Origin of the sequence: Promicromonospora sp. NPDC023805, from assembly GCF_040639635.1 — a bacterium.
Taxonomy (GTDB): Bacteria; Actinomycetota; Actinomycetes; order Actinomycetales; family Cellulomonadaceae; genus Promicromonospora.
The window spans coordinates 93,093-116,704 of record NZ_JBFAAH010000009.1; the positions used below are offsets into that span (position 1 = coordinate 93,093).

The 23,612-nt window shown below is 72.1% G+C and carries 22 protein-coding genes; 9 read left to right on the top strand and 13 right to left on the bottom strand.

The genetic code is table 11. From position 1 onward, the window contains the following. Nucleotides 1-25 precede the first annotated feature (25 nt). Nucleotides 26-445 (bottom strand): tetratricopeptide repeat protein, encoded by a 420-nt coding sequence (locus AB0F70_RS11435; RefSeq protein WP_357447822.1) that lies wholly within the window; start codon nucleotides 443-445, stop codon nucleotides 26-28. Between the two features lie 212 nt (nucleotides 446-657). On the opposite strand from AB0F70_RS11435, the gene AB0F70_RS11440 reads away from it, so the two are divergent. Further along, nucleotides 658-2,427 (top strand): thiamine pyrophosphate-requiring protein, encoded by a 1,770-nt coding sequence (locus AB0F70_RS11440; protein WP_357447825.1) that lies wholly within the window; start codon nucleotides 658-660, stop codon nucleotides 2,425-2,427. A 55-nt stretch (nucleotides 2,428-2,482) separates the two neighbouring features. On the opposite strand, the gene AB0F70_RS11445 is transcribed toward AB0F70_RS11440, so the two are convergent. Then, nucleotides 2,483-3,928 carry an NAD(P)/FAD-dependent oxidoreductase gene (locus AB0F70_RS11445; protein WP_357447828.1) on the bottom strand — a complete coding sequence of 482 codons (1,446 nt, stop codon included), beginning with the start codon at nucleotides 3,926-3,928 and terminating at the stop codon, nucleotides 2,483-2,485. A gap of 1 nt (nucleotide 3,929) precedes the next feature. Next, nucleotides 3,930-4,487: a hypothetical protein gene (locus AB0F70_RS11450; protein ID WP_357447831.1), complete on the bottom strand. Its 558-nt coding sequence runs from the start codon at nucleotides 4,485-4,487 to the stop codon at nucleotides 3,930-3,932. Nucleotides 4,488-4,638: 151 nt separating this feature from the next. Between AB0F70_RS11450 and AB0F70_RS11455 the strand changes: the two genes are divergently transcribed. Further along, nucleotides 4,639-5,226, top strand: coding sequence for a TetR/AcrR family transcriptional regulator (locus tag AB0F70_RS11455; RefSeq protein ID WP_357447833.1), 588 nt, complete (start codon nucleotides 4,639-4,641; stop codon nucleotides 5,224-5,226). 82 nt (nucleotides 5,227-5,308) lie between these two features. Beyond that, nucleotides 5,309-6,712 (top strand): threonine/serine exporter family protein, encoded by a 1,404-nt coding sequence (locus AB0F70_RS11460; protein WP_357447836.1) that lies wholly within the window; start codon nucleotides 5,309-5,311, stop codon nucleotides 6,710-6,712. Between the two features lie 47 nt (nucleotides 6,713-6,759). Here the strand turns inward: AB0F70_RS11460 and AB0F70_RS11465 are convergent, their stop codons facing one another. Together AB0F70_RS11465 and AB0F70_RS11470 are read right to left on the bottom strand one after the other, a co-directional pair. Then, the gene (locus AB0F70_RS11465) at nucleotides 6,760-9,123 is read right to left on the bottom strand and encodes a protein kinase (protein ID WP_357447839.1); all 2,364 of its coding nucleotides are present in this window, start codon (nucleotides 9,121-9,123) and stop codon (nucleotides 6,760-6,762) included. Nucleotides 9,124-9,321: 198 nt separating this feature from the next. Then, a complete protein-coding gene (locus AB0F70_RS11470; protein WP_357447842.1) occupies nucleotides 9,322-9,852 on the bottom strand; it encodes a hypothetical protein in 531 nt (176 codons plus the stop codon). Nucleotides 9,853-10,058: 206 nt separating this feature from the next. On the opposite strand from AB0F70_RS11470, the gene AB0F70_RS11475 reads away from it, so the two are divergent. The 3 genes from AB0F70_RS11475 to AB0F70_RS11485 all read left to right on the top strand — a co-directional run bounded on the left by AB0F70_RS11475 (nucleotide 10,059) and on the right by AB0F70_RS11485 (nucleotide 13,094). After that, nucleotides 10,059-11,144 carry a C2 family cysteine protease gene (locus AB0F70_RS11475; protein ID WP_357447845.1) on the top strand — a complete coding sequence of 362 codons (1,086 nt, stop codon included), beginning with the start codon at nucleotides 10,059-10,061 and terminating at the stop codon, nucleotides 11,142-11,144. Between the two features lie 10 nt (nucleotides 11,145-11,154). Beyond that, nucleotides 11,155-11,421, top strand: a complete 267-nt coding sequence (locus AB0F70_RS11480; protein ID WP_357447848.1) for a hypothetical protein — start codon at nucleotides 11,155-11,157, stop codon at nucleotides 11,419-11,421. Between the two features lie 110 nt (nucleotides 11,422-11,531). Next, nucleotides 11,532-13,094 carry an RNA-guided endonuclease TnpB family protein gene (locus AB0F70_RS11485; RefSeq protein ID WP_357447851.1) on the top strand — a complete coding sequence of 521 codons (1,563 nt, stop codon included), beginning with the start codon at nucleotides 11,532-11,534 and terminating at the stop codon, nucleotides 13,092-13,094. Nucleotides 13,095-13,196: 102 nt separating this feature from the next. Here the strand turns inward: AB0F70_RS11485 and AB0F70_RS11490 are convergent, their stop codons facing one another. Further along, nucleotides 13,197-13,556, bottom strand: coding sequence for a MerR family transcriptional regulator (locus AB0F70_RS11490; protein WP_357447853.1), 360 nt, complete (start codon nucleotides 13,554-13,556; stop codon nucleotides 13,197-13,199). A gap of 52 nt (nucleotides 13,557-13,608) precedes the next feature. On the opposite strand from AB0F70_RS11490, the gene AB0F70_RS11495 reads away from it, so the two are divergent. Then, nucleotides 13,609-14,592, top strand: coding sequence for an aldo/keto reductase (locus tag AB0F70_RS11495; protein ID WP_357447856.1), 984 nt, complete (start codon nucleotides 13,609-13,611; stop codon nucleotides 14,590-14,592). Here the strand turns inward: AB0F70_RS11495 and AB0F70_RS11500 are convergent. After that, a complete protein-coding gene (locus AB0F70_RS11500; protein ID WP_357447859.1) occupies nucleotides 14,585-15,049 on the bottom strand; it encodes an HtaA domain-containing protein in 465 nt (154 codons plus the stop codon). The two genes, AB0F70_RS11495 and AB0F70_RS11500, sit on opposite strands and share 8 nt — an antisense overlap. Before the next feature lie 150 nt (nucleotides 15,050-15,199). On the opposite strand from AB0F70_RS11500, the gene AB0F70_RS11505 reads away from it, so the two are divergent. Continuing rightward, nucleotides 15,200-16,276 carry a glycerophosphodiester phosphodiesterase family protein gene (locus AB0F70_RS11505; protein WP_357447861.1) on the top strand — a complete coding sequence of 359 codons (1,077 nt, stop codon included), beginning with the start codon at nucleotides 15,200-15,202 and terminating at the stop codon, nucleotides 16,274-16,276. A gap of 109 nt (nucleotides 16,277-16,385) precedes the next feature. Here the strand turns inward: AB0F70_RS11505 and AB0F70_RS11510 are convergent, their stop codons facing one another. The 4 genes from AB0F70_RS11510 to AB0F70_RS11525 all read right to left on the bottom strand — a co-directional run bounded on the left by AB0F70_RS11510 (nucleotide 16,386) and on the right by AB0F70_RS11525 (nucleotide 19,377). Further along, nucleotides 16,386-16,847, bottom strand: coding sequence for a metalloregulator ArsR/SmtB family transcription factor (locus AB0F70_RS11510; protein ID WP_357447864.1), 462 nt, complete (start codon nucleotides 16,845-16,847; stop codon nucleotides 16,386-16,388). Beyond that, entirely contained in the window at nucleotides 16,848-17,492 is a 645-nt protein-coding gene (locus AB0F70_RS11515; protein ID WP_357447867.1) for an SRPBCC family protein, read from the bottom strand. A 251-nt stretch (nucleotides 17,493-17,743) separates the two neighbouring features. After that, nucleotides 17,744-18,139, bottom strand: coding sequence for a hypothetical protein (locus AB0F70_RS11520; protein ID WP_357447870.1), 396 nt, complete (start codon nucleotides 18,137-18,139; stop codon nucleotides 17,744-17,746). Between the two features lie 80 nt (nucleotides 18,140-18,219). Then, nucleotides 18,220-19,377 (bottom strand): aminotransferase class I/II-fold pyridoxal phosphate-dependent enzyme, encoded by a 1,158-nt coding sequence (locus AB0F70_RS11525; protein WP_357447873.1) that lies wholly within the window; start codon nucleotides 19,375-19,377, stop codon nucleotides 18,220-18,222. A gap of 59 nt (nucleotides 19,378-19,436) precedes the next feature. Here AB0F70_RS11525 and AB0F70_RS11530 point away from each other — a divergent pair, with 59 nt between their 5' ends. Next, nucleotides 19,437-19,907, top strand: coding sequence for an Lrp/AsnC family transcriptional regulator (locus AB0F70_RS11530; RefSeq protein ID WP_357447876.1), 471 nt, complete (start codon nucleotides 19,437-19,439; stop codon nucleotides 19,905-19,907). Between the two features lie 53 nt (nucleotides 19,908-19,960). Here AB0F70_RS11530 and AB0F70_RS11535 read toward each other — a convergent pair whose 3' ends face one another. Beyond that, nucleotides 19,961-21,031, bottom strand: coding sequence for an RIO1 family regulatory kinase/ATPase (locus AB0F70_RS11535; RefSeq protein ID WP_357447879.1), 1,071 nt, complete (start codon nucleotides 21,029-21,031; stop codon nucleotides 19,961-19,963). Between the two features lie 292 nt (nucleotides 21,032-21,323). After that, the gene (locus AB0F70_RS11540) at nucleotides 21,324-23,579 is read right to left on the bottom strand and encodes a serine/threonine-protein kinase (protein ID WP_357447883.1); all 2,256 of its coding nucleotides are present in this window, start codon (nucleotides 23,577-23,579) and stop codon (nucleotides 21,324-21,326) included. Nucleotides 23,580-23,612: the final 33 nt, after the last annotated feature.

The window sequence follows — 23,612 nt, forward strand, 5'->3', positions numbered from 1 at the left end:
AAGGGGCCTGGGCTGAGGGCCCAAGTCAGTCGTTGGTTTGATCCAGCATGGCGTCGAGGCGCGCGCGGGCGCGGCGTGCCCAGACGGCGCCGCCAGGATTGCTCGGGCTGTCGTAAGCGATCGCTGTGAGGTAGTACCTGCGCGCTCTCGACGTCTTGCCTTGTGCAACCAGGATGTCCCCGATATCGATTGCGGCGCGCGGCGCCCATGCCTCGTGGCGCGAGTCGACTGCGCGTTGGAAGTACCACCTAGCGTCGTCGTGCTGCCCCTCCCTGTGCAGCAGGCTTCCCATCCACCAGAGTCCCGCAGGTTTCGAGTGGTGGTTGTCCGTGTCGATCGCTCGCTGATACGCCCGCCGCGCCCCGGCGATATCTCCTCGGAGCTGACGGCGTACACCCGCGTTGATCACCGCACGTGGCGTTCGCCAGCGAAGGGGCCAGATCACAGGTTCCTCCTTGTGGGTTCCTCCTTGGGTGCCGTTCGCAGCACTCCTTGGGCAGGGTATTGGGCTTGGCCGGGGACCGGTCCCGCGCACAGCCACGCTCGGCCCATCACGATGGCCCTGCGAGCGCAGCCCCACCCCGCCAGACTGGGACGAGGGCGCCCCCGGTGGAGCCGACGCCGGCGCCGGCGCCCGCCGAGTACGGGGGAGAACGAATGAGCTCCACCACCGTGGCAGACGGCGTCGTCGACCGGCTGGTCGACTGGGGCGTCGAGAGAGTCTTCGGGTACGCGGGGGACGGGGTCGACCCAATCCTCGCGGCCCTGCGCAGGCAGGAGGTCCGGATCGAGCTGGTCACGGCGCGCCACGAGGAGATGGCGGCCTTCATGGCGACCGGCCACGCGAAGTACGGCGGCGGGGTCGGCGTCTGCCTCGCGACGCAGGGCCCGGGCGCGGTCCACCTGCTCAACGGGCTGTACGACGCCAAGCTGGACCGCAGGCCCGTGGTGGCCATCGTGGGGCAGGTGGTCACGAGCGCGCTCGGGTCCGGCTACCAGCAGGAGGTCGACCTGCACACCCTCTTCAAGGACGTGTGCGCGCAGTACCTGCAGGTGGTGGCGTCGCCGCAAGCCCTGCCGCACGTCCTGGACGACGCGTTCCGCACCGCCCTGGCGACGTCCAGCCCCGTGTGCGTGATCGTGCCGCACGACGTCCAGCAGGCAGAGGCTCCCGCCCCGGACGAGCAGGGGCACGGGATCGTGCGGTCCTCGACGGCCTACGCCCACCCCCGGACCGTGCCCGACGAGGCACAGCTGCGCGCCGCCGCCGAGCTCCTCAGCTCAGGCGAGCGCGTCGCCGTCCTCGTCGGACAGGGCGCGGCGGGCGCCGAGCGGCAGGTGCGCGACGTCGTCGAACGCCTCGGCGCGGGGCTGACCACCTCGCTGCTCGGCAAACCGCTCCTCGACGAGTCGCTGCCGTACCACTGCGGCGTCATGGGCCACCTCGGCACCACGGCCTCCGCCGACCTCATGGCCGGCTGCGACACCCTCCTCATCGTCGGCAGCAACGACCCCTGGACCGAGTACTACCCGGCGCCGGGCCAGGCCCGCGCCGTGCAGATCGACGTGACGGCCCGCAACATCGGCACCAAGTTCCCTGTCGAGGCGGCCCTGCCCGGCGACGCCGCTTCCACGCTCGACGCACTCCTGCCCCTGCTCCCCGAACGGGACGGCTGGCGGAAGGACGTCGAGGGCTTCGTTGCCACCTGGCACGACGTCGCCGAGCGGCGCATCGCCCAGCGGACCGGCCGGCTCAACCCGCAGCTCGTCCTGAGCGAGCTGTCCGCACAGCTCCCGCCCGACGCCCAGGTGGCTGTCGACGTCGGCTCCGTGACCTACTGGTACGCGCGGTTCCTCCGCCTGCCGTCCGGCACTCCGGCGCACCTGTCGAGCACGCTTGCCTCGATGGGCTCCGCCCTGCCGTACGGGATCGCGGCGAAGCTGCTCCATCCCGACCGTCCAGTGGTGGCCCTCGCGGGGGACGGGGCGATGCAGATGAACGGCCTGTCCGAGCTCATCACGGTCGCCCACCGCTGGCACGAGTGGGCCGACCCACGGTTCGTCGTCCTCGTGCTGAACAACGGCGACCTCGCGGAGGTCAGCTGGGAGCAGCGTGAGATGGAGGGCGACCCCCGGTTCCCGACGTCGCAGACGGTGCCCTCGTTCCCGTACGCCGACTACGCGAAGCTGCTCGGGCTGGAGGGTGTGCGCGTCGAGGAACCCAACCAGGTGCGCGAGGTATGGAGGACGGCGCTCCTGGCCGACCGGCCGGTGGTCGTCGAGGCGATCGTCGACCGCGACACCCCGCTCCTCCCGCCGCGTCAGCCGGACCAGAAGGTCGAACAGACCCTGGAGGCGATCGGGCACGAGCGGGACGGCGACCAGGCGGCCGACCTCCTGCGCGAGCAGCACCGCGACGAGCGGTGAGACGAGCCGCCGGCCGCTCGGCGCGGCCGGCGGCGGTAGGGGCCGCCCCTGCGCTCTATGCGGACCGGCCGTAGGTCTCCAGCAGCCGGAGCCAGATCTCGCTGATCGTGGGGTACGCGGGGACCGCGTGCCACAGCCGGTCGATCGGCACCTCCGCGGCGATGGCGATCGTCGCGGCGTGCAGCAGCTCGGCGACGTCGGGGCCGACGACGGTGAAGCCGACCAGCACCTTGCGGTCCTCGTCCACGACCATGCCCGCGCGACCGGTGTACCCGTCGGCGTGCAGCCCGGCGCCGGCCACGGCTCCGAGGTCGTACTCGACGGCGGGGACGCGCAGCCCGGCCGCCGCGGCGGAGGCGGCGGTGTGGCCTACGGACGCGATCTCCGGGTCGGTGAAGATCACCTGGGGGACGGCGCGGTCGTCGGCGGTCGCCGCGTGCCGGCCCCACGGCTCGAGGTCGACGGGCTTGCCACCGGCGCGGGCGACGAGGGTCTCACCCAGCGCCCTGGCCTGGTACTTGCCCTGGTGGGTCAGCAGCACGCGGTGGTTGACGTCGCCCGCGGCGTACAGCCAGCCGTCGCCGACGGGCGTGCCGTTGCTGCCGAGTACCCGCAGGGAGTCGTCAACGCGCAGCCAGTCGCCGGGGGTCAGGCCCACGTGCTCCAGGCCGATGGCGGCCGTGTTCGGCGTGCGGCCCGTGGCGACCAGCACCTCGTCGGCGTCGAACGTCGTGCCGTCGACCAGGCGGACGTGCACGGTCCCGGCCTCGTCGCGGTGGACGCTCTCGGGTTCGGTGCGCAGATGCAGGGTCACGCCGTGCGCCTTGAGCGTCTCGGCCACGAGGTCGCTCGCGAACGACTCCACGGTGGGCAGCAGCCCGTCGCGGGCGATCATCGTGACCTGTGAGCCGAGGGCCGCGTACGCGGTGGCCATCTCGGCGCCCACCACGCCGCCGCCGATGACCGCCAGCTGGCCCGGGACCGCCTGGGCGGACGCGGCCTCGCGGCTCGTCCACGGCGCGGCGTCGGCCAGGCCGGGGACGTGCGGGATGCGGGCGCTGCTGCCGGTCGCGACGACCACTGCGTGCCGGGCGGTCAGGACCGTGGTGCTCCCGTCGGCGCCCGCGACCTCGACGGTGCGGGGGGCGCTGATCCGGCCGACGCCGCGCACGAGCTCGATGCCGGCGCTCTCCAGCCAGGCGACCTGGCCGTCGTCGTGCCAGTGGGCGGCGAAAGCGTCGCGGCGGGCGAGCACCGCGGCGGGGTCGAGCTCGCCGGTCGCTGCCGCGTTCGCCCCGGGGAGGTGACGGACCGCGCGCAGCGCGGCGGCGTCGCGCAGGAGCGCCTTGGTGGGCATGCAGGCCCAGTAGGAGCACTCGCCGCCGACCAGCTCGCTCTCCACGATGGCGACGGTGAGGCCGCCCTTGACCGCGCCGTCGGCGACGTTCTCGCCGACCGGACCGGCGCCGATGACCACTACGTCGAAGGTGTTCTCGGCCATGTCAGCTGTCCTTCTTGGCGACGCGGTGCAGGCGCAGCGCGGAGGCGAGGAAGAAGACGCCGCCGAGCGTGGCGTAACCGGCCAGCGAGGTCAGCATGGCGTTCGGCCCGCCGGCCATCAGGAAGAACCCCGTGCCGGCGAACACGGAGATGCCGCCGCTGAGGATCATCGCCCACTGGCCACCGAGCCGGTAGCGACGGACGGCGACGACGAGCTGCACGATGCCCGCGGTGATCGCCCACACGCCCCAGACGCGCAGGACGGCGGGGATGCCCGAGGTCACGGCGACGGCCAGGCCGATGGCGGTGAGCAGGCTCAGGGCCATGTTGAGGTACAGGCCCACGGTGGGTCGCGCGGTCTTCGAGGACCGGAAGTCGACGACGGCGGCGGCGACGTCGAACAGCGGGTAGAGCACCAGCAGGCCGATCGCGACCGGCCCCAGGCTCTTGCCGACGGCGAACAGCAGCACCGCCCAGACGATGGCGAAGCCGAACCGGACGAAGTACAGGTTCCGCAGCGAGACGGCGGTGGCAGCGGGCGAATCCGTAGCGGTTGTCATGAGGTTCCTTGTGATCGAGGCCGCGGACCGGGAGCGGGTGCGCCCTTCCCAGCGGCGATACGTCTAGGTAGAATGACTAGTAACTCCACCTGTCCGGACAGTACACAGCCATCAGCGCCGGGCGCAAGGGGAGCGAGGAGAGGGGCCACGTATGATCGCGACCGTGCAAGGGTCGATGCGAGAACGCCTGATCGAGGCGGCCAACGAGCTGTTCTACGCGCAGGGGCTGCGCGCCGTGAGCGTCGACAAGGTGATCGAGCGCGCGGGCACCACGAAGGTGACGTTCTACCGGCACTTCCAGAGCAAGGACGACCTGATCGTCGCGTACCTGGAGTCCCGCGCGGAGCTCGAGCGCAACGGCGTCGACGCGGCGATCGCCTACGGGGACGGCGATGTCGACGTCACGCTGCGCCTCATGGCCGACCACACCGGGGCGGCGGCGTGCAGCCCGGGTTTCCGCGGCTGCCCCTTCATCAACGCCGCCGCCGAGTACCCCGACCCGGAGAGCGCCGTCCGCAAGCTCGTCGACGCGCACCGCGACTGGTGGACGAGCGCGTTCGAACGGCTCGTCGCGCCGCTCGGGCTGGCCGACCCCACCGCGATCGCCGACGACCTGATGCTGCTGCGCGACGGCATCATGGTCGCCGGCTACCTCGGGGACCCCACCAAGGTCGCCGCCTCGTTCCTGCGCAGCTGCCAGGCCGTCATCCGGTGCGCGGCCCGTACGTCCGTCGGGTAGGGGCGGGCGCACTCCCTGGCGGGTGCCGGTGCGTTCCGGTGGGCGTGTGCCGGTGACGGCGTCCCTCCGCACAATGGGATGCATGCCCCAACCCGCTCGTCGAAGCCTGTACTCGTCGGTGCGCAAGGTCTTGCGCACCGACCCTTCGGAGGCGCCAGCCACCGAGGTGCATCCAGCCGTCGACGACACGATGGTCATCCGGGCACTGGACCTGGCGATGCGCATCGGCGAGTCGATGTTCGCCGTCGGGGCGTCCGCCCACGAGGTGACCCTGGCGATCACCCGCGTGGCCGACGCGTACGGGCTCCGGGGCGTGCACGCGGACGTCACCTACACGTCGATCGCCCTGTCGTACCACCCCAGCGGCGAGGGCTGGCCGCACACGCTGCTCCGGGTGGTGCGCGTCGCGGCACCCGACCACATGAAGCTGCAGCGGCTCCAGGCCCTGCTGGTCGACATCGACGAGGGCCTGGACCTCGACGAGGCCCGGACCGCGTTCCGGGCGATCCGCCGGGTGCCGTTCCGGTACCGGCAGCCCGTCGTCGTGATCGCGCGGGCGCTGCTCGCGGTCGGCGCGAGCATCCTCTCCGGGGGATCACCGGTGGTCGTGGCGCTCACCTTCGTCGCGGCGCTGGGAGCCGCCGCGACGCAGTCCGGGCTCGCCAGGCTCCGCGTGCCGTCGTTCTTCAGCCAGATCGCGGGCGCCTTCGTCACCACAGCGGTCGCGGTGGTCGTATCCGCGCTCGCCGCCGCGGACGTCGAGCCGTTCGCCGGGGTGCAGCCCTCCATCATCGTGGCGTCCGGGATCGTCCTCATGCTCTCGGGCCTCACCGTGGTGGGCGCGGCGCAGGACGCCATCGACGGCTTCGCGCTGACGGCGGCCGGACGCATCCTCGACCTCACGCTGCAGACTCTCGGGCTGGTCGTGGGGATCCTGGCCGGGCTGGAGCTCGGCAGCACGCTCGGGTTCCGGATGACCCTGCCGGACGGCCCGCCGCCGCTGGGCCCGCTGCCGGACCAGCTCGTCGGAGCGGTGATCATCGCGGTCGCCGTGGCGCTGTTCAACGGCGCGGGCACGCGGATCATCGCCGTCAGCGGGGTGCTGGGCGCGGTCGCTGCGCTCGGGTACGCGGTCGCGCAGACGGCGGGCCTGCACCCGGCGGCTGCCAGCGGCATCGCGGCGCTGCTGGCGAGCTTCGTCGGCGTCCTGATCGCCCACAACCTGCACGTACCGTCCGTCGCGGTGACGACGGCGGCCATCGTGCCGCTCGTGCCCGGCGGAGCGGTGTTCTACGGGCTGCTCGGCATGGTGCATGCCGACCCGACGTCGGCGCTGGCGGCCGGCAGCGGGGCCGGCTCCCTGGTGCTCGCGGCATCGGTCGGTGTCGGGCTGGCGGCGGGTGCGTCGCTGGGGATCTATCTCGGGACGCCGGTACGGGCCACGCTCGCCGGCGTGGCACGCTCCCGTGCGCGCGTCCGCCACTGACGGCTGCGGGGCTCCGTCGGCGCGGCCCCGTCAGCGCGGGTGCCTCGTCAGATCCCCAGGTACAGCAGGTTGGAGCTGATCGCCCACAGCACCGCCGAACCCACGCCCACGAGCAGCACGGAGACCACGTAGAACCAGATCCGCATCGGCTGCCCGAGGATGCGCAGCAGAGCGGCCAGGCCGAGCGCGGCGATCGCGAACGCCGGCGCGGCCAGGAACGGGTCGCCCGCCTGCGGGTCCCGGGTGACCAGCAGGTACACGGCTCCCAGGAGCAGCAACCGCGGGACCCAGCGCAGCAGGGCGCCGAGCAGGCGCAGCGGCCACGGCCTCTTCTTGCGCGACGGCGCGGCGACCTGAGCCGGAGGCCTCTGCTTCGCGGCCTGCTGGCCGGCCGGCTGCACCCTCTGCTGCGCACCGGGCCGGACACCCTGCTGGACAGTTGGCTGGACACCCGGACGGGCGCCCTGCTGCACGGCCGGCCGGACGCCTGGCTGCATGCTCGGCGGACGCGCCGCGGGCTGCTGCCGGGCGGCCGGCGGCTGGGTGACGGGCATCGGGCGCGTCGCGTGCGCGACCTGCTTCACCACCGGTGGCTTCGGGGCCGGGCCGAGATGCTTGACGGGGCTCTTGCGCGGCTCGTACGACTGCGGCGGCGCGGCCAGCTTGCGCACGACCTGGGTCGCCGCGGCCGACAGGGGCGCGGCCGACCCGGGCAGGACGGCCGGGGGAGCGGACCCCTGTCTGCCGGCGGCGGCCGGCTCGGCCTCCCGGACGGGTTCGGGGCTGCGGAACGCGCGCCAGCCGCGGAGCGTGTCCGCGTGGCCGTCGGGCGGAGTCGCGCTCCGCCAGCGCATCGCCTGCCAGATCCAGTCCTTGATCTCGGCGGGGGTGCGGCCTTCGGCGACGTGCGCGCCGATCTCCGCGACGTGGTCGGCGACGACCTGCTCCGCTGCGCCGTCGAACCCGTCCGCGTGCACCTCCGTCAGGACGCTCATGAGTGCGCGGTCGTACACGAGGGCGTGCCAGGGCTCCGTGACGCGCGAGGAGGGCGTGGCGGCGTCGGACAGTGCGCGGCCCGGCTGGAACAGCTTGGTGTGGCCGCGCCCGGTCAGCACGTCGGTCGCCGGGAGGGCGGCCACCTCGGCCGCCGTCACGCCGGCGCTGAGGACCTGCGAGGTGAGCATCAGCGTCGGGTCGGGCGTCGCGCTCGCGAGGCGAGCACGCACCACACCCGCGATGTTCTCGAGCGGCGGCCGGTGGTCCGGCTGGTACCGCGTCATGGCGAGCACCAGCGACCGCACGTGCCTGTCGATGACCGGTGGTGCGGGCAGGGGCTCCTCGTCGGGGACGACGCCGGAAGGCTCCTCGTCCACGAGGTCGGTGGCCACCAGGTCGCGACCCAGGAAGTTCAGGTCCAGCGGCAGCGTGCCCGTGCTCGCGTACAGGAGCAGCAGGCCGAGGCTGTACACGTCCGACCGCGGGTGCACCCGGCGCCCGAACAGCTCCGGCGCCATGTAGGAGACGGTTCCGGCCGGCTGGGTCGACGTCGCGGCGTCGAACACCTTGGCGATGCCCAGGTCGATGAGCACCGCGCGGTCGCCGTCGACCATGATGTTCGCGGGCTTGAGGTCACGGTGCAGGGCGCGCTGCTCCTGCAGCACGAGCAGCGCGTCGACCAGCTGCATGGCCAGGCCCAGCGCCTCGCTTCCGGACAGCGGGCCCTCCTCGCGCACCCGGTCCCGCAGCGTGGTGCCGGGTACGAGCTCCATCGCGAACCAGGGCTGGTCAGCGTCCAGACCGGACTCCACGAAGCGCGGGAAACCCCTGCCGTCCAGGCGTTCCAGGAGCTGCGCCTCCTGCGCGAAGCGCTCCCTGGCGTCGTCGTGCAGGCCGGTGAGGACCTTGAGGGCCACCTCGGAGTCGTCGTCGGCCACCGCGCGGTACACGTGCGCGAAGCCGCCGTGGCCGAGCGCCTCGGCGAGCGTGAACCGGCCCATGCGCTCGCCGCTCGCGGGGATGCGCCGGACGGGGCGCACGGGGAGCGCTCCGGCGAGCGGGGCGCGCCGGACCGGTGCGACGTCGGGTGCGGGCTCAGGTGCGAGGACCGGCACGAAGTCGGACGGCGGGGCAGGCGGCTGGGGTTCGTCGGAAGCCGGGTCGGGTGCCGGTGCCGGGTCGGAAGCCGGGTCGGGTGCCGGGGCTTCGCCGAGGACCGGGTCCGGGTCGGCCGGCGGGGCCGGCGGAGGCTCCGCTGCGGAGGCCTGGTCGGTCGTTGGGGCCGGAGCCGGCTCGGGGTCCAGGACGGAAGTCGGTGCGGCTGCGGCTGGGAGCTCAGGATCGGGCAACGGGACCGGACCGGGGCCGACGGCCGCTGGCGCGACCTCGCCGACGCCTGGCGCTGGTGACGTCATGCGGGCAACCTACCAGCGCCTTCGCGCCGGTCCCAGAAAAGTCCCAGCCTGTCGCCGACGGAAATTCCTGTCGGCGGTGGCCGACGCCGGACCCTCTACCGTGCGAGGGCTGTACGAGGCCGTATCAGCGAACCTTCAACCGATAGTTGAACCTCGACCTCGACCTGAGGTTGAGGCTTTGCCGGGGCCGTCCCGGCGTCATGACCCTTCGAGGATGCTCTCGTCGCACGTGCGGGTCGCGACCGGACCCGAGATCCCGACGGTCGGCGGGTAGGCGGTGACCTCGAGCTCCCAGCCGGCCGGGTCCGTGGCGGTCACGTACACGTCGCCGCCGTTCTCCGGATAGATCGCCTCGGACAGCGGGCCGAAGCCGTGCTCGTCCAGGACCGGGTCGAGTGCGGCGGCCAGGTCGGCGAGACCGTCGCTGGGCTCGTACAGGTCGCCCTCGCCCAGGCTCTCGGCGAGGAAGAGCTGGCACCGGCCGTCGGGTTGCTCGGTGACGGCCGGGAAGCGATCCTTGGCGGTCCACTCCACCTCCGGGACGGACTGCTCGAGTGCCTCGACGACGTCGGCGTATGCGGCCGTGTAGTCCGCCATCGCGGAATCGAGCCCGGGCGGCGGTTCGGCCGGCTCGTCGTCCGAGCTCGTCGAGCAGGACGTCAGCATGCCGACGGCGAGCAGCGCCGCGCCGATCCGTCGCACCTGGCGTAGCTGGAGTGCTTGGAACATGGACCGCAGCTGCTCCTTGGTCGTGGTCACCGGCCGCCGGGCCTGGACAGGTCCAGGCTCTCAGGCCCGGGACGTTACCAGGGCCGGCACATCCGTGGAGTGGTTCGCGCGGCACGCACGACGGGGACTTCTCTCCATCGTGCGTGCCGGACGCATCCGATATCGTGCTGCTCACCCGAGCCTGGGCACATCGAGGGGGATGCGGCGTGAGCGGCAACATGTACGGCGCGGACATCGAGGCGCTTCGTCAGCTCGGGCAGGTCTTCGACGAGGCCGCGGCGCAGCTCAGCGCGGCGCGACGCCTCGTGGAGTCCGGCGTCGACGCCGCCGACTGGTGGGGACCGAGCGGCGAGATGTTCCGCGGCGAGTGGTCCGGCCAGCACGCCCCGGGCCTGACCGCCGTGGAGACGGATCTGGCGCGCGTGGGCGATGTCCTGCGCCGCAACGCGGACGACCAGGAGCGGACCAGCCAGAACCTGGATGGCGGTGGTGCGGTCGGCGGCCCCGGCCTGCCGGGCAGCAGCTCCGGCGGCGGCGGCGACTACTCCGGCGAGGACCGGCCGGGCAACCCCGAGCTGGGGGACCACGGCACCTACAAGCCGGCCACCAACATCCCCATGGACGACAACGCGATCGACCCCGACCAGCTCAACCAGCAAGGGCTCGGCGACTGCTGGCTGCTCGCCGCGATGGGCTCCATCGCCCAGAACGACCCCGAGTTCTTCCGCGAGCACATGGTCAAGAACCCGGACGGTACCTGGACGGTCACCATGTACAAGGACGGCGAGCCGGTCGAGATCACCGTCGAGCCCGAGGTCGCCAGCGGCGGCGTCATGGACCCGAAGGGCAACCCGAGCTGGGCGTCGATCTACGAGAAGGCGGCCGCCGAGTACTGGGGCGGGGAGTACGAGGACCTGGACGGCGGGTACTCGGACAAGGCGTTCGAGGCGATCACGGGCAAGGAGTCGAACAGCTCCGGCGAGGGCAGCCTCGAGGACGTCCGGGAGGCGCTCAAGAACGGCCCGGTAGCAGGGGGCACCGAGGACGACGGCTCCTTCCTCTGGTGGGACGGCGAGATGGACGACAATCGGGTCGTGCCCAACCACGCCTACGTCGTCGACGAGGTGCGGGAGAACGCGAACGGCGAGCTGGAGGTCCACGTCATCAACCCGTGGGGCCCGGGCGACCACAACCAGAGCGACGGCTCCAACAAGGTGGGCGACATGTGGCTGACCCAGCAGCAGTGGGAAGAGAACTTCGACACCCTGTACACCACGCCGTCCACCAAGTGAGGGGAGCGACATGAACCGCAAGATCACGGCCTCGCAAGGGGCGCAGCCGCTCTTCGCCGACGTCAAGGTGGGCATCATGCGCGTGGGCGTACGCGGTGAGGAGGCGAAGGTGCAGCTGATGGTGCGCTCGCCGCGCCAGGACGAGGTAGTGGTGGTGGCCCGCGGTGGCTCGCTCGACCTGGCCGGTGCCGGGACGCTCCGTGTCGACGCGATCGAAGGCAGGCCGGGAACGGTCGGGGGCAAGGTGACGTTCACCTTCATCCCGGTGGAGGACTAGGGCGTGTTTCGGAAGTCGTCGTCGCGAGCGGATGGATGCTCGGGGAGATTCTATCGGCACAATCGTACGCGCGTTCGATTGATGGGATGGTGCCTGGCAGCATGGTTTTCATGCCCAGGCACACGTCGTTCCGGTTCCGTCTCGACCCGTCGGTCGAGCAGGAACGCGTGCTGTCCCAGCACGTCGGGGCGGCGAGGTTCGCGTTCAACCAGGCCCTGCGCCTGCACAAGAACGCGTACGAGGCCGCGCACCGCAAGCGCACTTCCGGCATAGGAACCGGGCCTTCCGGTGAGCAGTTCGTGGACGACGGTGACCGGGGCGTCCAGGTGCCGTGGACGGGGTTTGATCTGATCAACGCGTTCAACGACTGGAAGCGGTCCGAGGCCGCCGGGCGCCGGTTCCTGGTCGACGCCGTAGGCCGGGCCCTGGTTGAGGTGACGGGTCTGGTCTGGCGTGGCCAGGTGCTGGCGCAGGTGTTCGAGGAAGCCGCTGTCGACCTAGGCCGTGCCCTGAAAGCGTGGGCAGACTCGCGTACCGGTTCCCGGAAGGGGCCGAAGGTCAGGTTCCCGCGGTTCAAGAAGAAGAGCGCCACAGGCGGGTCGTTCCGGATTCGGAACAAGGTCAGCAAGGGGCGGTCGAGCATCCGGGTCGGTGACGGGGAACGCGTCCGGTCGGTGACGTTGCCGAAGATCGGCGTCCTGCGCGTGCTGGAGGACACCCGGCGACTGCGCCGGATGATCACCACCGGCCGGGCCCGGATCCTGCACGTGACCGTGTCCCGAGGTGCGAACCGGTGGTGGATCTCGATCACGGTCGAGGCCGCCGAGCTGCACCCGGCCAGGCGCCACACACCCCAGGGAGCCGACCTGGCCACGCGGCCGGACGGAACAACGGAGAACTCAGAGCACGGCGATCCCCGCGGTGAGAGCGGTTGGGTGGGTGTGGATCGCGGCCTGCACGCCCTGGCCGTGGCTGGTTCGTCCGACGGCACCGAGATCTTACGGGTCAACAACCCACGAGCGTTTCGGCACGGGCTGCCGCGCCTGCGCCGCCTGTCCAAAGCCGTGACCCGGAAGAAGAAGGGATCGAAGAACCGCAAGAAGGCTGTCGTGCGTCTGGGACGGCAGCATGCCCGGATCCGTGACCGTCGTCGTCATGTGCTGCATCAGGTGTCCAACCAGCTGGTCAAGAACCACGCCCGGCTGGTCCTGGAAGACCTGAACATCACCGGCATGCGATCCAACCGCAAACTCTCCCGCGCGATCAGTGACGCGGCGTGGGGTGAGCTCGCACGGCAGGTCACCTACAAGCAAGCCTGGCGCGGCGGGCAAGTCCTGGTCGCGGACAGGTGGTTCCCGTCCTCCAAGACCTGCTCGACCTGCTCGACCTGCGGGACCCTGCGCAAGGACCTGACGCTCAAGAACCGCACCTTCGAGTGCCGGTCGTGTGGGCATGTCATGGACCGGGATCTGAATGCCGCCGTCAATCTCGCCGCCTGGGCCGAGAACCACACCCCACCCCGCGGGCAGGTAACGCCGCGGATGGTGGCGGGCGTGGCACTGCCCGGGTCGGGGACCGTCAAGCAGCCGGCCCCGTCACCAACGCCTACCGACAGAACACCCCCACCCACCACGACGTCCGACGTCGTGGCGGTAAGGGACTGGACGACGTAGGAACCAACCCTCAGACCGCACCAGCGGCCTGAAATCCGGACGCCCGAGAAGGGCGGTGTTCCAGGAGCCTGAGGGCTTCTGAAACACGCCGTAGGCGCTACCTCACACCCCCTGCGACCGGTACCACGCGATCTTCTCCCGCAGCTTCTCCTGCTGGCCGCGCAAGGCAGCTATCGACTCCTGCACCCGCCGGTCGTGGTCCTCGAGCAGCGCCACCCGCGCCGCCAGCGTCGCCTCGTCCAGCGCCAGCTCCGCGTACTGCTTGAGGTCGGCGATCGGCATACCCGTGTCGCGCAGGCAGTGGACCAGGTCGAGCCAGCCGAGGTCGCCGTCGGTGTAGGCGCGGTGCCCGCCCGACGTGCGCGCGATCGGGCGCAGGATGCCCTCGCGCTCGTAGTACCGCAGCGTGTCGATGCTGAAACCCGAGACCTCGGCGGCCTGCGCGGGCGAATAGGTGGTCATGTTCAGATCTTGCCCTTGACCTGGAGCGCGCTCCAGGATTTTCACTCATGCCATGACCACATCACTGCAGAGCAGCACGGCACCCGCCACCACCCACGGCACCCCGCCCGCCGAACGCCTCGTGCTCGGCGCCATGATGTTCGGCACCGCGGTCGACGAGGCGACGTCGTTCGCCGTCCTGGACCGGTTCGTCGACGCCGGCGGCCGGTGGATCGACACGGCCGACTGCTACGCCTTCTGGGCGAGCGAGTCCGGCTACGGCGGGCAGAGCGAGGAGCTGCTCGGACGATGGTTCGCTGCTCGTCCCGGCGTCCGCGACCGCATCCTGCTCTCCACCAAGTTCGGGGCCGAGCCGCGCGACGCCTCCGACTGGCCCGCCTCCCGCACCGGCCTCTCCGCCGCCGCGATCCGCGAGCAGATCACCGGCAGCCTGCGCCGCCTCGGCACCGATCACGTGGACCTCGCCTGGGGGCACATGGAGGACCGCTCGGTCCCGGTCGAGGAGACCGCCGACGCCTGCGCGGCCCTCGTGTCGGACGGCGTAGCGGCCCGCATCGGCCTCTCCAACCACCCGGCGTGGCGGGTCGAGCGGGCCCGGCAGCACGCCGTCGCGCAGGGGGTCGAGCCGTTCAGCGTGCTGCAGCACGCCTACAGCTACCTCCAGCCCCGCCCCGGGACGCTCACGGGCAACCACCGGTTCGGCTGGCTGGGCGACGAGCTGACCGACCTGGCCGCCGTCGAAGGCCTGGACGTGTGGGCTTACACGCCGCTGCTGTCCGGGGCGTACGACAACCCGGCGAAGCCGATCCCCGAGATCTTCGACCACCCGGGCAGCACGCAGCGCCTCGCGGTGCTCGACGAGGTAGCGGCCGAGGTCGGGGCGTCACGCGGTCAGGTGGTCCTCGCCTGGCTCGTGGCGCGCGGCATCCGGCCGATGCTGGGCGGCAGCAAGGTGCACCAGCTGGACGCGGCGGTCGAGGGCGTCGCCCTGGAGCTCCCGTCCGCCCTCGTCTCGCGACTGGACGAGGTCAGGTGAGGTCGATCGTCACAGGCTCGAAGGGGGTGGCCGGCGGGTAGCTGCCGCCCCAGAGCTTCGCGCCGTCGTCGGTCAGCTCTACCTGCTGCCAGGTGAGCCGCGTGCCGTCGTCGGACCGCTCGGGAGCTCCCGCGAGGCGGAACGCGTCCGTGCGCACGTCCGCGTCGCGGTCCCGGATGGACATGGTCCAGTCGGGGCCGCCGTCGGCGGGGGCGGTGACCTCGATGTCCGCGACCTCGCCGACGAACGAGCCGAAGTGCCCGATGAAGACAACGGACCCCGTGAACGCGAACAGGCCGGCGTCGGCAGTCGGGTCGGGGCTGCGTTCCGGGTCCAGCGGGAAGTGGAACGAGGCGCCGCTGCCGCCGACGGCGTCGTCCTGCACTATGCGGCCGCCGGGCGCCCCCATCACGTACATCAGCAGGCTTGCCTTGATCTCCCAGTCCAGATGAGCCACGCGAGAACGGTACTCCCAAGTGCGGGTTCGTGGTGCTCGGCGCTGTCGTCCGCCCCGTGTCGCCCCGTGTCGCCGCGCGTTCACGCGGGAGTCGCCCCGGTGACGGCGTGGGGTCACACCTCGGCCACGGCGCATGATCAGGATCGAGCCATGAGAACTACCCGGCAACGCCGCATCACCACAGCTCTGGCCGTAATGCTCGTGGGCACCCTCGCCCTGGGCGCCGCGCCGGCGTCCGCCCGCTCCGGTGGTCATCCCCGCAGCTTCGATCTCCAGGCCCACCGGGGCGGCATCGCGCTCACCGTCGAGAACACGCTCCCGGCCTTCGACAACGCGCTCGCGCTCGGGGTCAGCACGCTCGAGCTCGACGTGCAGATCACGCAGGACGGGTACGCCGTCGTCACGCACGACCGCGACCCGAGCCCGGCCAAGTGCGTCGACACGGAGCCCGCGTTCCCCGGCGACCCCGAGTTCCCCTACGTCCCCAACAAGACGTACATCAAGGACCTCACGCTCGCGCAGGTCCGGACCCTGGACTGCGGTTCGCTCCGGCAGCCCCAGTTCCCCGGGCAGGAGCTGCACCCGGGCGAGCGCATGCCGCTGCTGTCCGAGGTGCTGCGGCTGGTCAACCGCCACCGCGCCCACCAGGTCACGCTCAACATCGAGACCAAGGTCGAGGCCGGCGCCCCCGAGCAGACGGCGCCGCGCGAGCAGTTCATCCAGGTCGTCGCGCGCGAGGTCCGCAAGGCGCACCTCGTGGACCAGGTCACGATCCAGAGCTTCGACTGGGGCTCGCTGATGCGGATGAGCGAGGTCGAGCCCCGGTTCCCGCTCGTGGCGCTGACCAACGGCCAGCAGTTCCTCCAGGTCGGCGCGCCGGGTGCGTCGCCGTGGCTCGGCGGCATTGACATCGACGACTTCCAGGGTTCGATCCAGGAGAAGTTCGTCGCGGCTGCCGCCTCGTTCGGGGCCGACGCCGTCTCGCCCGTGCACGGTGACCCCCAGGGCGGGACCGTGACGGACCCCGGCTACGTCCCCTTCACCACGCCAGAGCTCGTCGACGCCGCCCACGACGCCGGTATGGACGTCATCCCGTGGACCATCGACGACCGCGCCACCATCGAGTCGCTGATGGACATCGGCGTCGACGGCATCATCACCGACCGCCCCGACCTGCTGCGCACGATCATGGCGGAGCGCCACCTGAAGCTCCCGAAGCGCTACTGACCCGCGGCGGGGCGCGGAACACCGTGCCGGACGATCGGTAGTACGTCAGGAGATCGGCAACTCGGATTGCCGATCTCCTGACCTTTTGCCGAACACGTCGGTTCGGGCGTCAGCCGGCCGCCTCGTCCCGAGCGGTCCGGTCCTCAGGCGCTGCGCGACGGCGTTCCCGGCGGCCGCGGACCAGCTCCGTCGCCAGGGCGTCGAGCGGCTGGGCGAACGTGTCCTCGAACCGGGCGAGCCATGCGCGGGCCGCGGCCGTCCCGGTGTCGTCCACGGCGTAGAGGCGGCGCGTGCCCTCAGCGCGCACCTGGACCAGGCCCGCCTCGCGCAGCACCCTGAGGTGCTGCGAGACCGCCGGCTGGGTGATGCGGACCCGGGCTTGCAGCGCGGTGACCAGCGCGCCGGCCGGCTGCTCGCCGGGAATCAGGAGCTCCAGCAGCCGACGTCGCACCGGGTCGCCGAGCGCCTCGAACACGCCCGCGCGTGCGGAGTCGAGGGCGTCGCCACCCGGTACGTCGTCGGCTGCCGCCGCGTTCCCGTCAGGGACCGGCGCGCGACGCGCCGACGGCACTCAGGACTCCGGCGGCATGGTGTAGAACGCCAGCGTGCGCTCGCCGGCGGCGCGGGCCTGGTCGGCGTCGTCCCCGGCGGCGATGGCGGCGTCGACCCAGCCGGTGTTGGCGAGCCGCGCGAACTCGGTTCCCTCGGGCGAGGGCGACCACGCCTCGACCTCGGCGGGATGAAGGCTCTCCCCGCTGGCGAGGTGCAGGCCGAGCCCCATGAGGCTGAGGTCCCAGCCGACGCCGGTGGCGCCCGGGCCGTACTGCTTCCAGAGGTCGGGGTCGACCGCGGCCTCGTGCACGAGCTCGAGGGTGGTACCGCCGTCGGCCGGGGTCAGGTGGACGGTGAGCCAGGAGACGGTGTCGCCGAACTCCCAGGTGACCGCAAAGCTCTCCGGCGCGGCGCAGCGCTCGACGGTACCGCCGGCGTTCCCCTCCAGCTGGTAGCGGCCGCCGACGGTGAGGTCGCCGCTGACCGGGAGGAACCAGCGGGGGAGGCGGTCGGCGGACGTGAGGGCGTCCCAGAGGTCGTCGCGCTCGGCGGCGTAGGTGCGGCGGGCGACGGCGACCTTCGTCGGCACGCCGTCCCGGCTGCTGTCGCGGACCTCGCGGATCACGAGGCCGGCTGTGGTGGCGGGGTCGATCACGGTGGGCATGATCCCTCCTTCTATAAGTGGCTACTTATGTTAGCCCACGAGCCTGCGCCGGAAACGAGGAAACCTGTCAGGGTCCGGGGCCATGCATAAAAAGTGTGCCAAGCGCCTGGGTCCACGAGTGTCGGTAAGGCGGAGCAGGTTCCGAACATGGCCCAGATCGCCGTGGGTCCCGCGCCGGTCGGACGCCAGCTCGCTGCAACGCCGGGCTGACTACCACCCGCCTCAGCCGATCGGCGCGCACCCGGCGGGCGCTACTCCTCGACCGGCACGACCACGCACAGCTCGAACGTGTCCCGGCCCCGGCGGAGGAGGTACCGCACCCGCTCCGCCGTCTCCTCCGCCGCGTTCTCGTCCTTGTAGCTCCAGCGCACGTCGACCCAGAGCAGGGCGTCGCCGACCTGCTCCACCGCGCGCACCTCCGGGACCGCGGCGACGAGCCCCTGCTCCCGATAGGCGGCGAGCATGCCGCCGAGGGCGTCCCGTGCCGCCTCGGCATCGGGTACGACGAGGGAGCGTCCGGCCTCCACCACCACCGACGGGTAGGCGAGGCTCTCGGTCACGGTCTCCAGGTCGCCCGAGCCGAGCGCCACACCGTAGTCGACGAAGAACGTGACCAGGTCGTCCTGGTCGTACGGGGTACTGGTCATCCCCTCACGGTAGGCCGACTCCCCGTTGAGTGCTGGCTATTTGCCCCCTCATCGCGGCCAAGAGGGCAAATACCCAGCACTCAACGTGCCGCGTGGGTGAGGGCCGTCAGCAGGTCTTGCCAGAGGTCGTCCACGTCCTCCAGGCCTACCGACAGGCGGACCAGGTCGGGGGAGATGCCCGCGTCCTTGCGGGCAACCTCGTCCATGATCCGGTGCGTCAGCGAGGCGGGGTGCTGGATCAGGCTGTCGACGCTGCCGAGGCTCACGGCCGGCGTGATCAGCCGGACGGCGGAGACCAGCGCCACCGGGTCGACGGACGTCTCGAACGAGACCATCGCCCCGCCCACGCGCGGGTAGTGCACCCGTGTCACCCGAGGGTGCTCCGCCAGCCGGCGCGCCAGCTCCGCCGCAGTGGCCGACGCCGCACGTACCCGCACCGGGAGGGTCGCCAGCCCACGCAGGAGCTCGTAGCCCGCCATCGGGTGCAGTACGCCGCCGGTCATGAAGCGGACCTGCCGCAGCGACCGTGCGAACTCCGCGGAGCAGGCGATGACGCCGCCCATCACGTCGCCGTGCCCGCCCAGGTACTTCGTCGCGCTGTGCAGGACCAGGCTCGCGCCGTGTGTCAGCGGCCGCTGCAGCACCGGCGTGGCGAACGTGTTGTCCACGAGGAGCGGCGCGGCGCCGCAGGCGTCGGCCAGCGCGCGCAGGTCCACCTCGGTGAGGGTCGGGTTGGCCGGGCTCTCGACGACCACCAGCCCCGTCGTGTCGGTGATGGCCGACGCCGCCTCGTCCGGCGTCACCCACCGCACCGAGTTGCCCAGCAGGCCGGACTCGAGCAGGTGATCAGTGGTGCCGTACATGGGCCGGACGCCGACCACCTCGGGCTTGCCCTCGGCGACCTGGGCCAGCAGGCAGGCCGACAGCGCGGCCATCCCGCTCGCGAACGCGACGGCGGCCTCCGCGCCCTCGAGCTCGGCGAGCGCGTTCTCGAAGCGGCGCACCGTCGGGTTGGCGACGCGGCCGTACACGGGCGGGCCCCCGTCGTCGTGCCCCGCGGCGAACTCGTCCAGGCGCTCGGCCTCGCCGACGACGTCGTACGACGGGTAGGTGGTGGACAGGTCGATCGGCGGGGCGTGCAGGCCCAGGGCGGCCAGGTCGTCCTTGCCGGCGTGGACGGCGCGCGTGTTCCAGGAGTGGGTGCTCCCTGCGAGCGGGGTCTCCGCGTGCGTGGTCATGGAGGACTATCGGCACCCGGGACCACACATACCGGTCAGGCATGCTAGAAATTCGGCCTATGGGCCAGAACGTGATCCTGGATTCGGTAGATCGTGCGCTGCTGGACGAGCTGCAGAAGGACGGTCGACTCTCGAACAAGACGCTCGCGCAGCGTGTGGGCGTCGCGCCGTCGACGTGCCTGGCCCGCACCCAGCGGCTGCAGAACGCCGGGGTGATCCGCGGCTACCGCGCCGAGATCGACCCGGCCGCCGTCGGGCGCGGGCTGCAGGCCATGCTGATGGTGCGGCTCACCACCCACTCCCGGCCCTTGCTGGGGCCGTTCGTCGAGTGGATCCGGCGGCTCCCGCAGACCCGGGCCGTGCACCACGTCTCCGGGCCCGACGACTTCCTGATCCATGTGGCCTGCGTCGACACCGACGAGCTGCAGCGCGTGGTCCTCGACCTCACGGCTCGCGGTGAGGTGGGCCGGGTGCAGACCGACCTGGTGTTCTCGTCCTGGACCTGCGGCCCGGTCACCCCAGCGAGCTGACGTGTCAGACGTACAGGTCACCGGAGTGATCTGTACGTCTGACACGTGCGGGGTCAGAGGGCCTGGCCCAGCAGGTCGGCGAACAGCGCGTCCGCGTCGACGTCCAGGCCCCGGGCCGTGAACCAGGCGCACACCGTGCGGCAGTCCCGCAGCAGCACGTCGCTCGCGAACGGGTTGGCCACCAGGTCCACGACCTGCGGCAGGTCGATGATGACCAGCCGCTCGCCGTCGGCCAGGATGTTGTACGGCGACAGGTCGCCGTGCGCGAAACCGAGCCTGGCCAGCACGGACATGCCGTGCGTCAGCTGCTCCCAGTACGACTCGAGCAGGTCGTCCGACGGGCGCTCCCTGGTCAGCCGTGGCGCGGCGACCGCCTGGACGCCGCCGGCGTCGTCGGTCACCTCGGTGCCCACGAACTCCATGAGTACCTCGGTGCCGTCGATCTGAACCGGGTAGGGCACCGGCGCACCGGCCGACCAGAGGCTGCGCAGGGCGACGAACTCGGCGTCGGCCCACTGGGTGGCCGAGACCGCGCGGCCCCACGCGGACTTCCGGTCCTCCATGGCGCGCTGGTCGCGGGTGCGGCGCGTCCGGCGCCCCTCGGTGTACTCCGTACCGCGGTGGAACTGCCCGTGCTCCAGGCTGCGGTACCGCTTGGCCACCAGGAGGCAGCGTTCGGCGCCCTCGAAAGGCCCACCGTCGGACGGCGTGGTCGCCCCCGGCGGGACCGCGCGTTCGATCAGGAAGGCGTCCGCCTCCTTGCCGGTCTTGAGGATGCCGAGCTCGGTGTCGAACGCGGCGTCCCGGGTGACCAGCCAGTCGGGCAGGGGCTCGGGTCCGCGCTGTCCCTTGGCGACGGATCGCCAGGTGGACCAGCGCTGTCCGGGTCCGGGCTGGTCGAGATGCCGGCTCGGATCCCGGGTGGCATCGGCATGTGCGAGACCGGCGTCGGACAAGTCCGCCCCGAGGGTGCTCGGGTGCGGGCCCTCCAGCTCCTCGCGACCGACCTGAGCGCGCCGGGTGGCGCGCAGCTCGTCAGCGGTCGGCCGGGTGCTGGCCTGGTTGTTGCTCCTGTTCGCGGCGTGGACCAGGAGGGACTTCGGTGCTTCGGGAAAACGGGGCAAGACAGTGCTCCTTGATGCTGGAGCACTACCGGATCAGCCCCGGGTGCTCCTGGTGACAGTGGCGTCTGCTGCCGCGAAGGCAGCCGCGCGAACGACGTCGTCCATGACTGCCTCCTTCCTGTCCGCACTCTGCGAGTGCCTGTCCCCGAGCGCATCGGACGGGGGTCCTGTTACCTGTGCTGGCCGGTCATCAAGCCGCCTCGAAGTGCAGGCTTGGTGACCGTGCGCCGAGCATGTCACGACCGCGCGGCGGCTCGCACCTGATTTATGCCGCGTCCTTTCGGGGAGCTGCTCAGCTCCAGGGCAGGGCGTTCTCTATCGACTCCCACACCGAGTCGCGCACGTCCTGGGTGGTGTCCTGGACGCCCTGCTCGAGGTCGTCCTGGATCTGCTCCCGCTGCTGCTCGAACGAGTCGCGCGCGTTCTGCGTGACCTGCTGCGCGTAGCCGACGACGCCCTGCACGGCGATCACGATCACCCACAGCACGACGACGAGCCAGAACGGCCACGTCCGACCACCGCGGCGCGTCCGGACCGCCCGGAGGAGGTTCACGACGGCGGAGGTGACGATGCCGAGCAGCGGGATCGACAGCTCCGCCATGCGCGGCAGCCACACGGGGTCGAGGTTCAGCGCCGACACCGTGATGCCGCCGAGCGCCGTGAACAGCGGCAGCCCTGCCGCGCTGGGCATCACGTCGAAGCCGGGGACGAGCCGCACCAGCTGGTAGAGCGCGAGGGCGAGCAGCACGCGCGGGATCCAGCCGAGCAGGGCCGCCAGCACGCCCAGGCCACCGCCGGAGTCCCGCTGCTTCGCATCGCGGTCCCTGCGGTCCTGGGCGTCCTGGGCGCCCCGGTCGTCGCGCCGCGGCGGCGGCCCGGCCGGCTGGGCCGGGGGCCGGGCGGGGGACTGCGGCGGGAGGTTCGGCTGGGTGCGGGCCGGGGCGGCGGGCCGCTGGGCGGGCGCCTGTGCCGGCGCGGGTGCGAGGCGGGTGTCGGACGCCGGAACCGGGCGGAACGCGGGCGCCACCTGCGTGGCCTGCTGGTTCGACACCGGTACCGGCGCCGTGCGCTGGGGCGGCCGGCCGGACTGTCGCCGGAGCGGGGGAGCCGCCGTCGGGCTGCCGGGGAGCGGCAGGCCGTGGCGCTGCCGGTACGCGATCCAGCCGTCGAACGTGTCCTGGTATCCCTCGGGTGTGAAGGCCGGCGCCCAGCGCATGGCGGCCCACAGGTAGTCCTTGATCTCGACGGGCGCGCGCCCGCCGGCCCGCTGCGGTCCGACGGCGGCCAGGTAGGTCGAGATGACCTCCTCCGCAGCACCGTCGAACCCGTCGCCGTGCACCTGGTGCAGGCGGCCCATGAGCTGCTGGTCGTAGACCAGGTTGGTGATGGGCTCACCCTGCTGCACCGGGTTGCTCGCGAGCACACTGGTCGGCGGGACGGCGGCCGAGGGGGCACCGCTCCCCGTGAGCACCTCGGTGACGAGGCCGCGCTCGATGGTGGTGGCGCCCGCCGCGGCGAGCAGCGCGGGGTCGAGCGCCGCGCTGTCGTTGGCGAGCTGGGCCACGGTGCCGATGAGGTTGTGCAGCGGCGGGCGGTCCTCGGGCTGGTGCCGGGTCATGGCCAGGACGAGCGGCAGCAGGCGCCGGTCGACCGGTCCGACGTCGGCCGCCGTCAGGTCGCGGCCCACGAAGTTGAGGTCGTTGGGCAGCTGGCCCGTGGCGAGGAAGATCAGCAGCAGGCCCAGGCTGTACACGTCGGAGCGGGCGTGCGGCTTGCGCACGAACAGCTCGGGCGCCATGTACGAGATGGTGCCGGCGGCGTGCGTCGACGTGCTGGTGCCGTGGCCCTTGGCGATGCCGAGGTCGATGAGCACGTACCGGTCGGGCGCGGCGATGATGTTGGCCGGCTTCACGTCCCGGTGCAGGAAGTGCTCCTCCTGGAGCACCGCGAGCGCGTCGAGGACGTCGTCGGCCACGCGCAGCACGTCGCGCGTCGGCATCGGCCCCTCGGCGGACACCCGCTGGGACAGGGTCGGGCCGGGCACGAGCTCCATGGCGAACCACGGCGTGGGCGACTGCAGGTCGGCGGTGACGAGCCGTGGGAAACCGCGCCCGGCCAGCCGCTCCAGCAGCGCGGCCTCGCCGACGAACCGGTCCAGCGCGCCGAACTCGGAGTTGGTGAGCACCTTGAGGGCGACCTCGCCGCCCTGCCCGACAGCGCGGTAGACGTGCGCGAACCCGCCGTGGCCGAGCGAGCCGACCAGCTGGAACGGGCCGAGGACCTCACCGGTGGCCGGGATCCGCTGACCGGTGGCGGGTGCGGCGCCCGGGTACCCCGCCCCGTGCGACCCGTTCGGCTGGCTGGCACCCGAGGGCTGCACGACCCGGGTCGCGGCGGTCGGCGGTGGCGCCGTCAGCGGCGGTGCGGCGGGCTGCGTCAGGATCCGTGTCGGTGCGGGCGGCGGAGGGACGGCAGCGGTCTGGTCGCCACCCCGAGCCGGCTGACCGGCGGGGCGTGCGGCCGTCGTGCGGATGGTCTCGTCGGACAAGCAATGACTCCTCAGCAGCACGCCGGCACAACC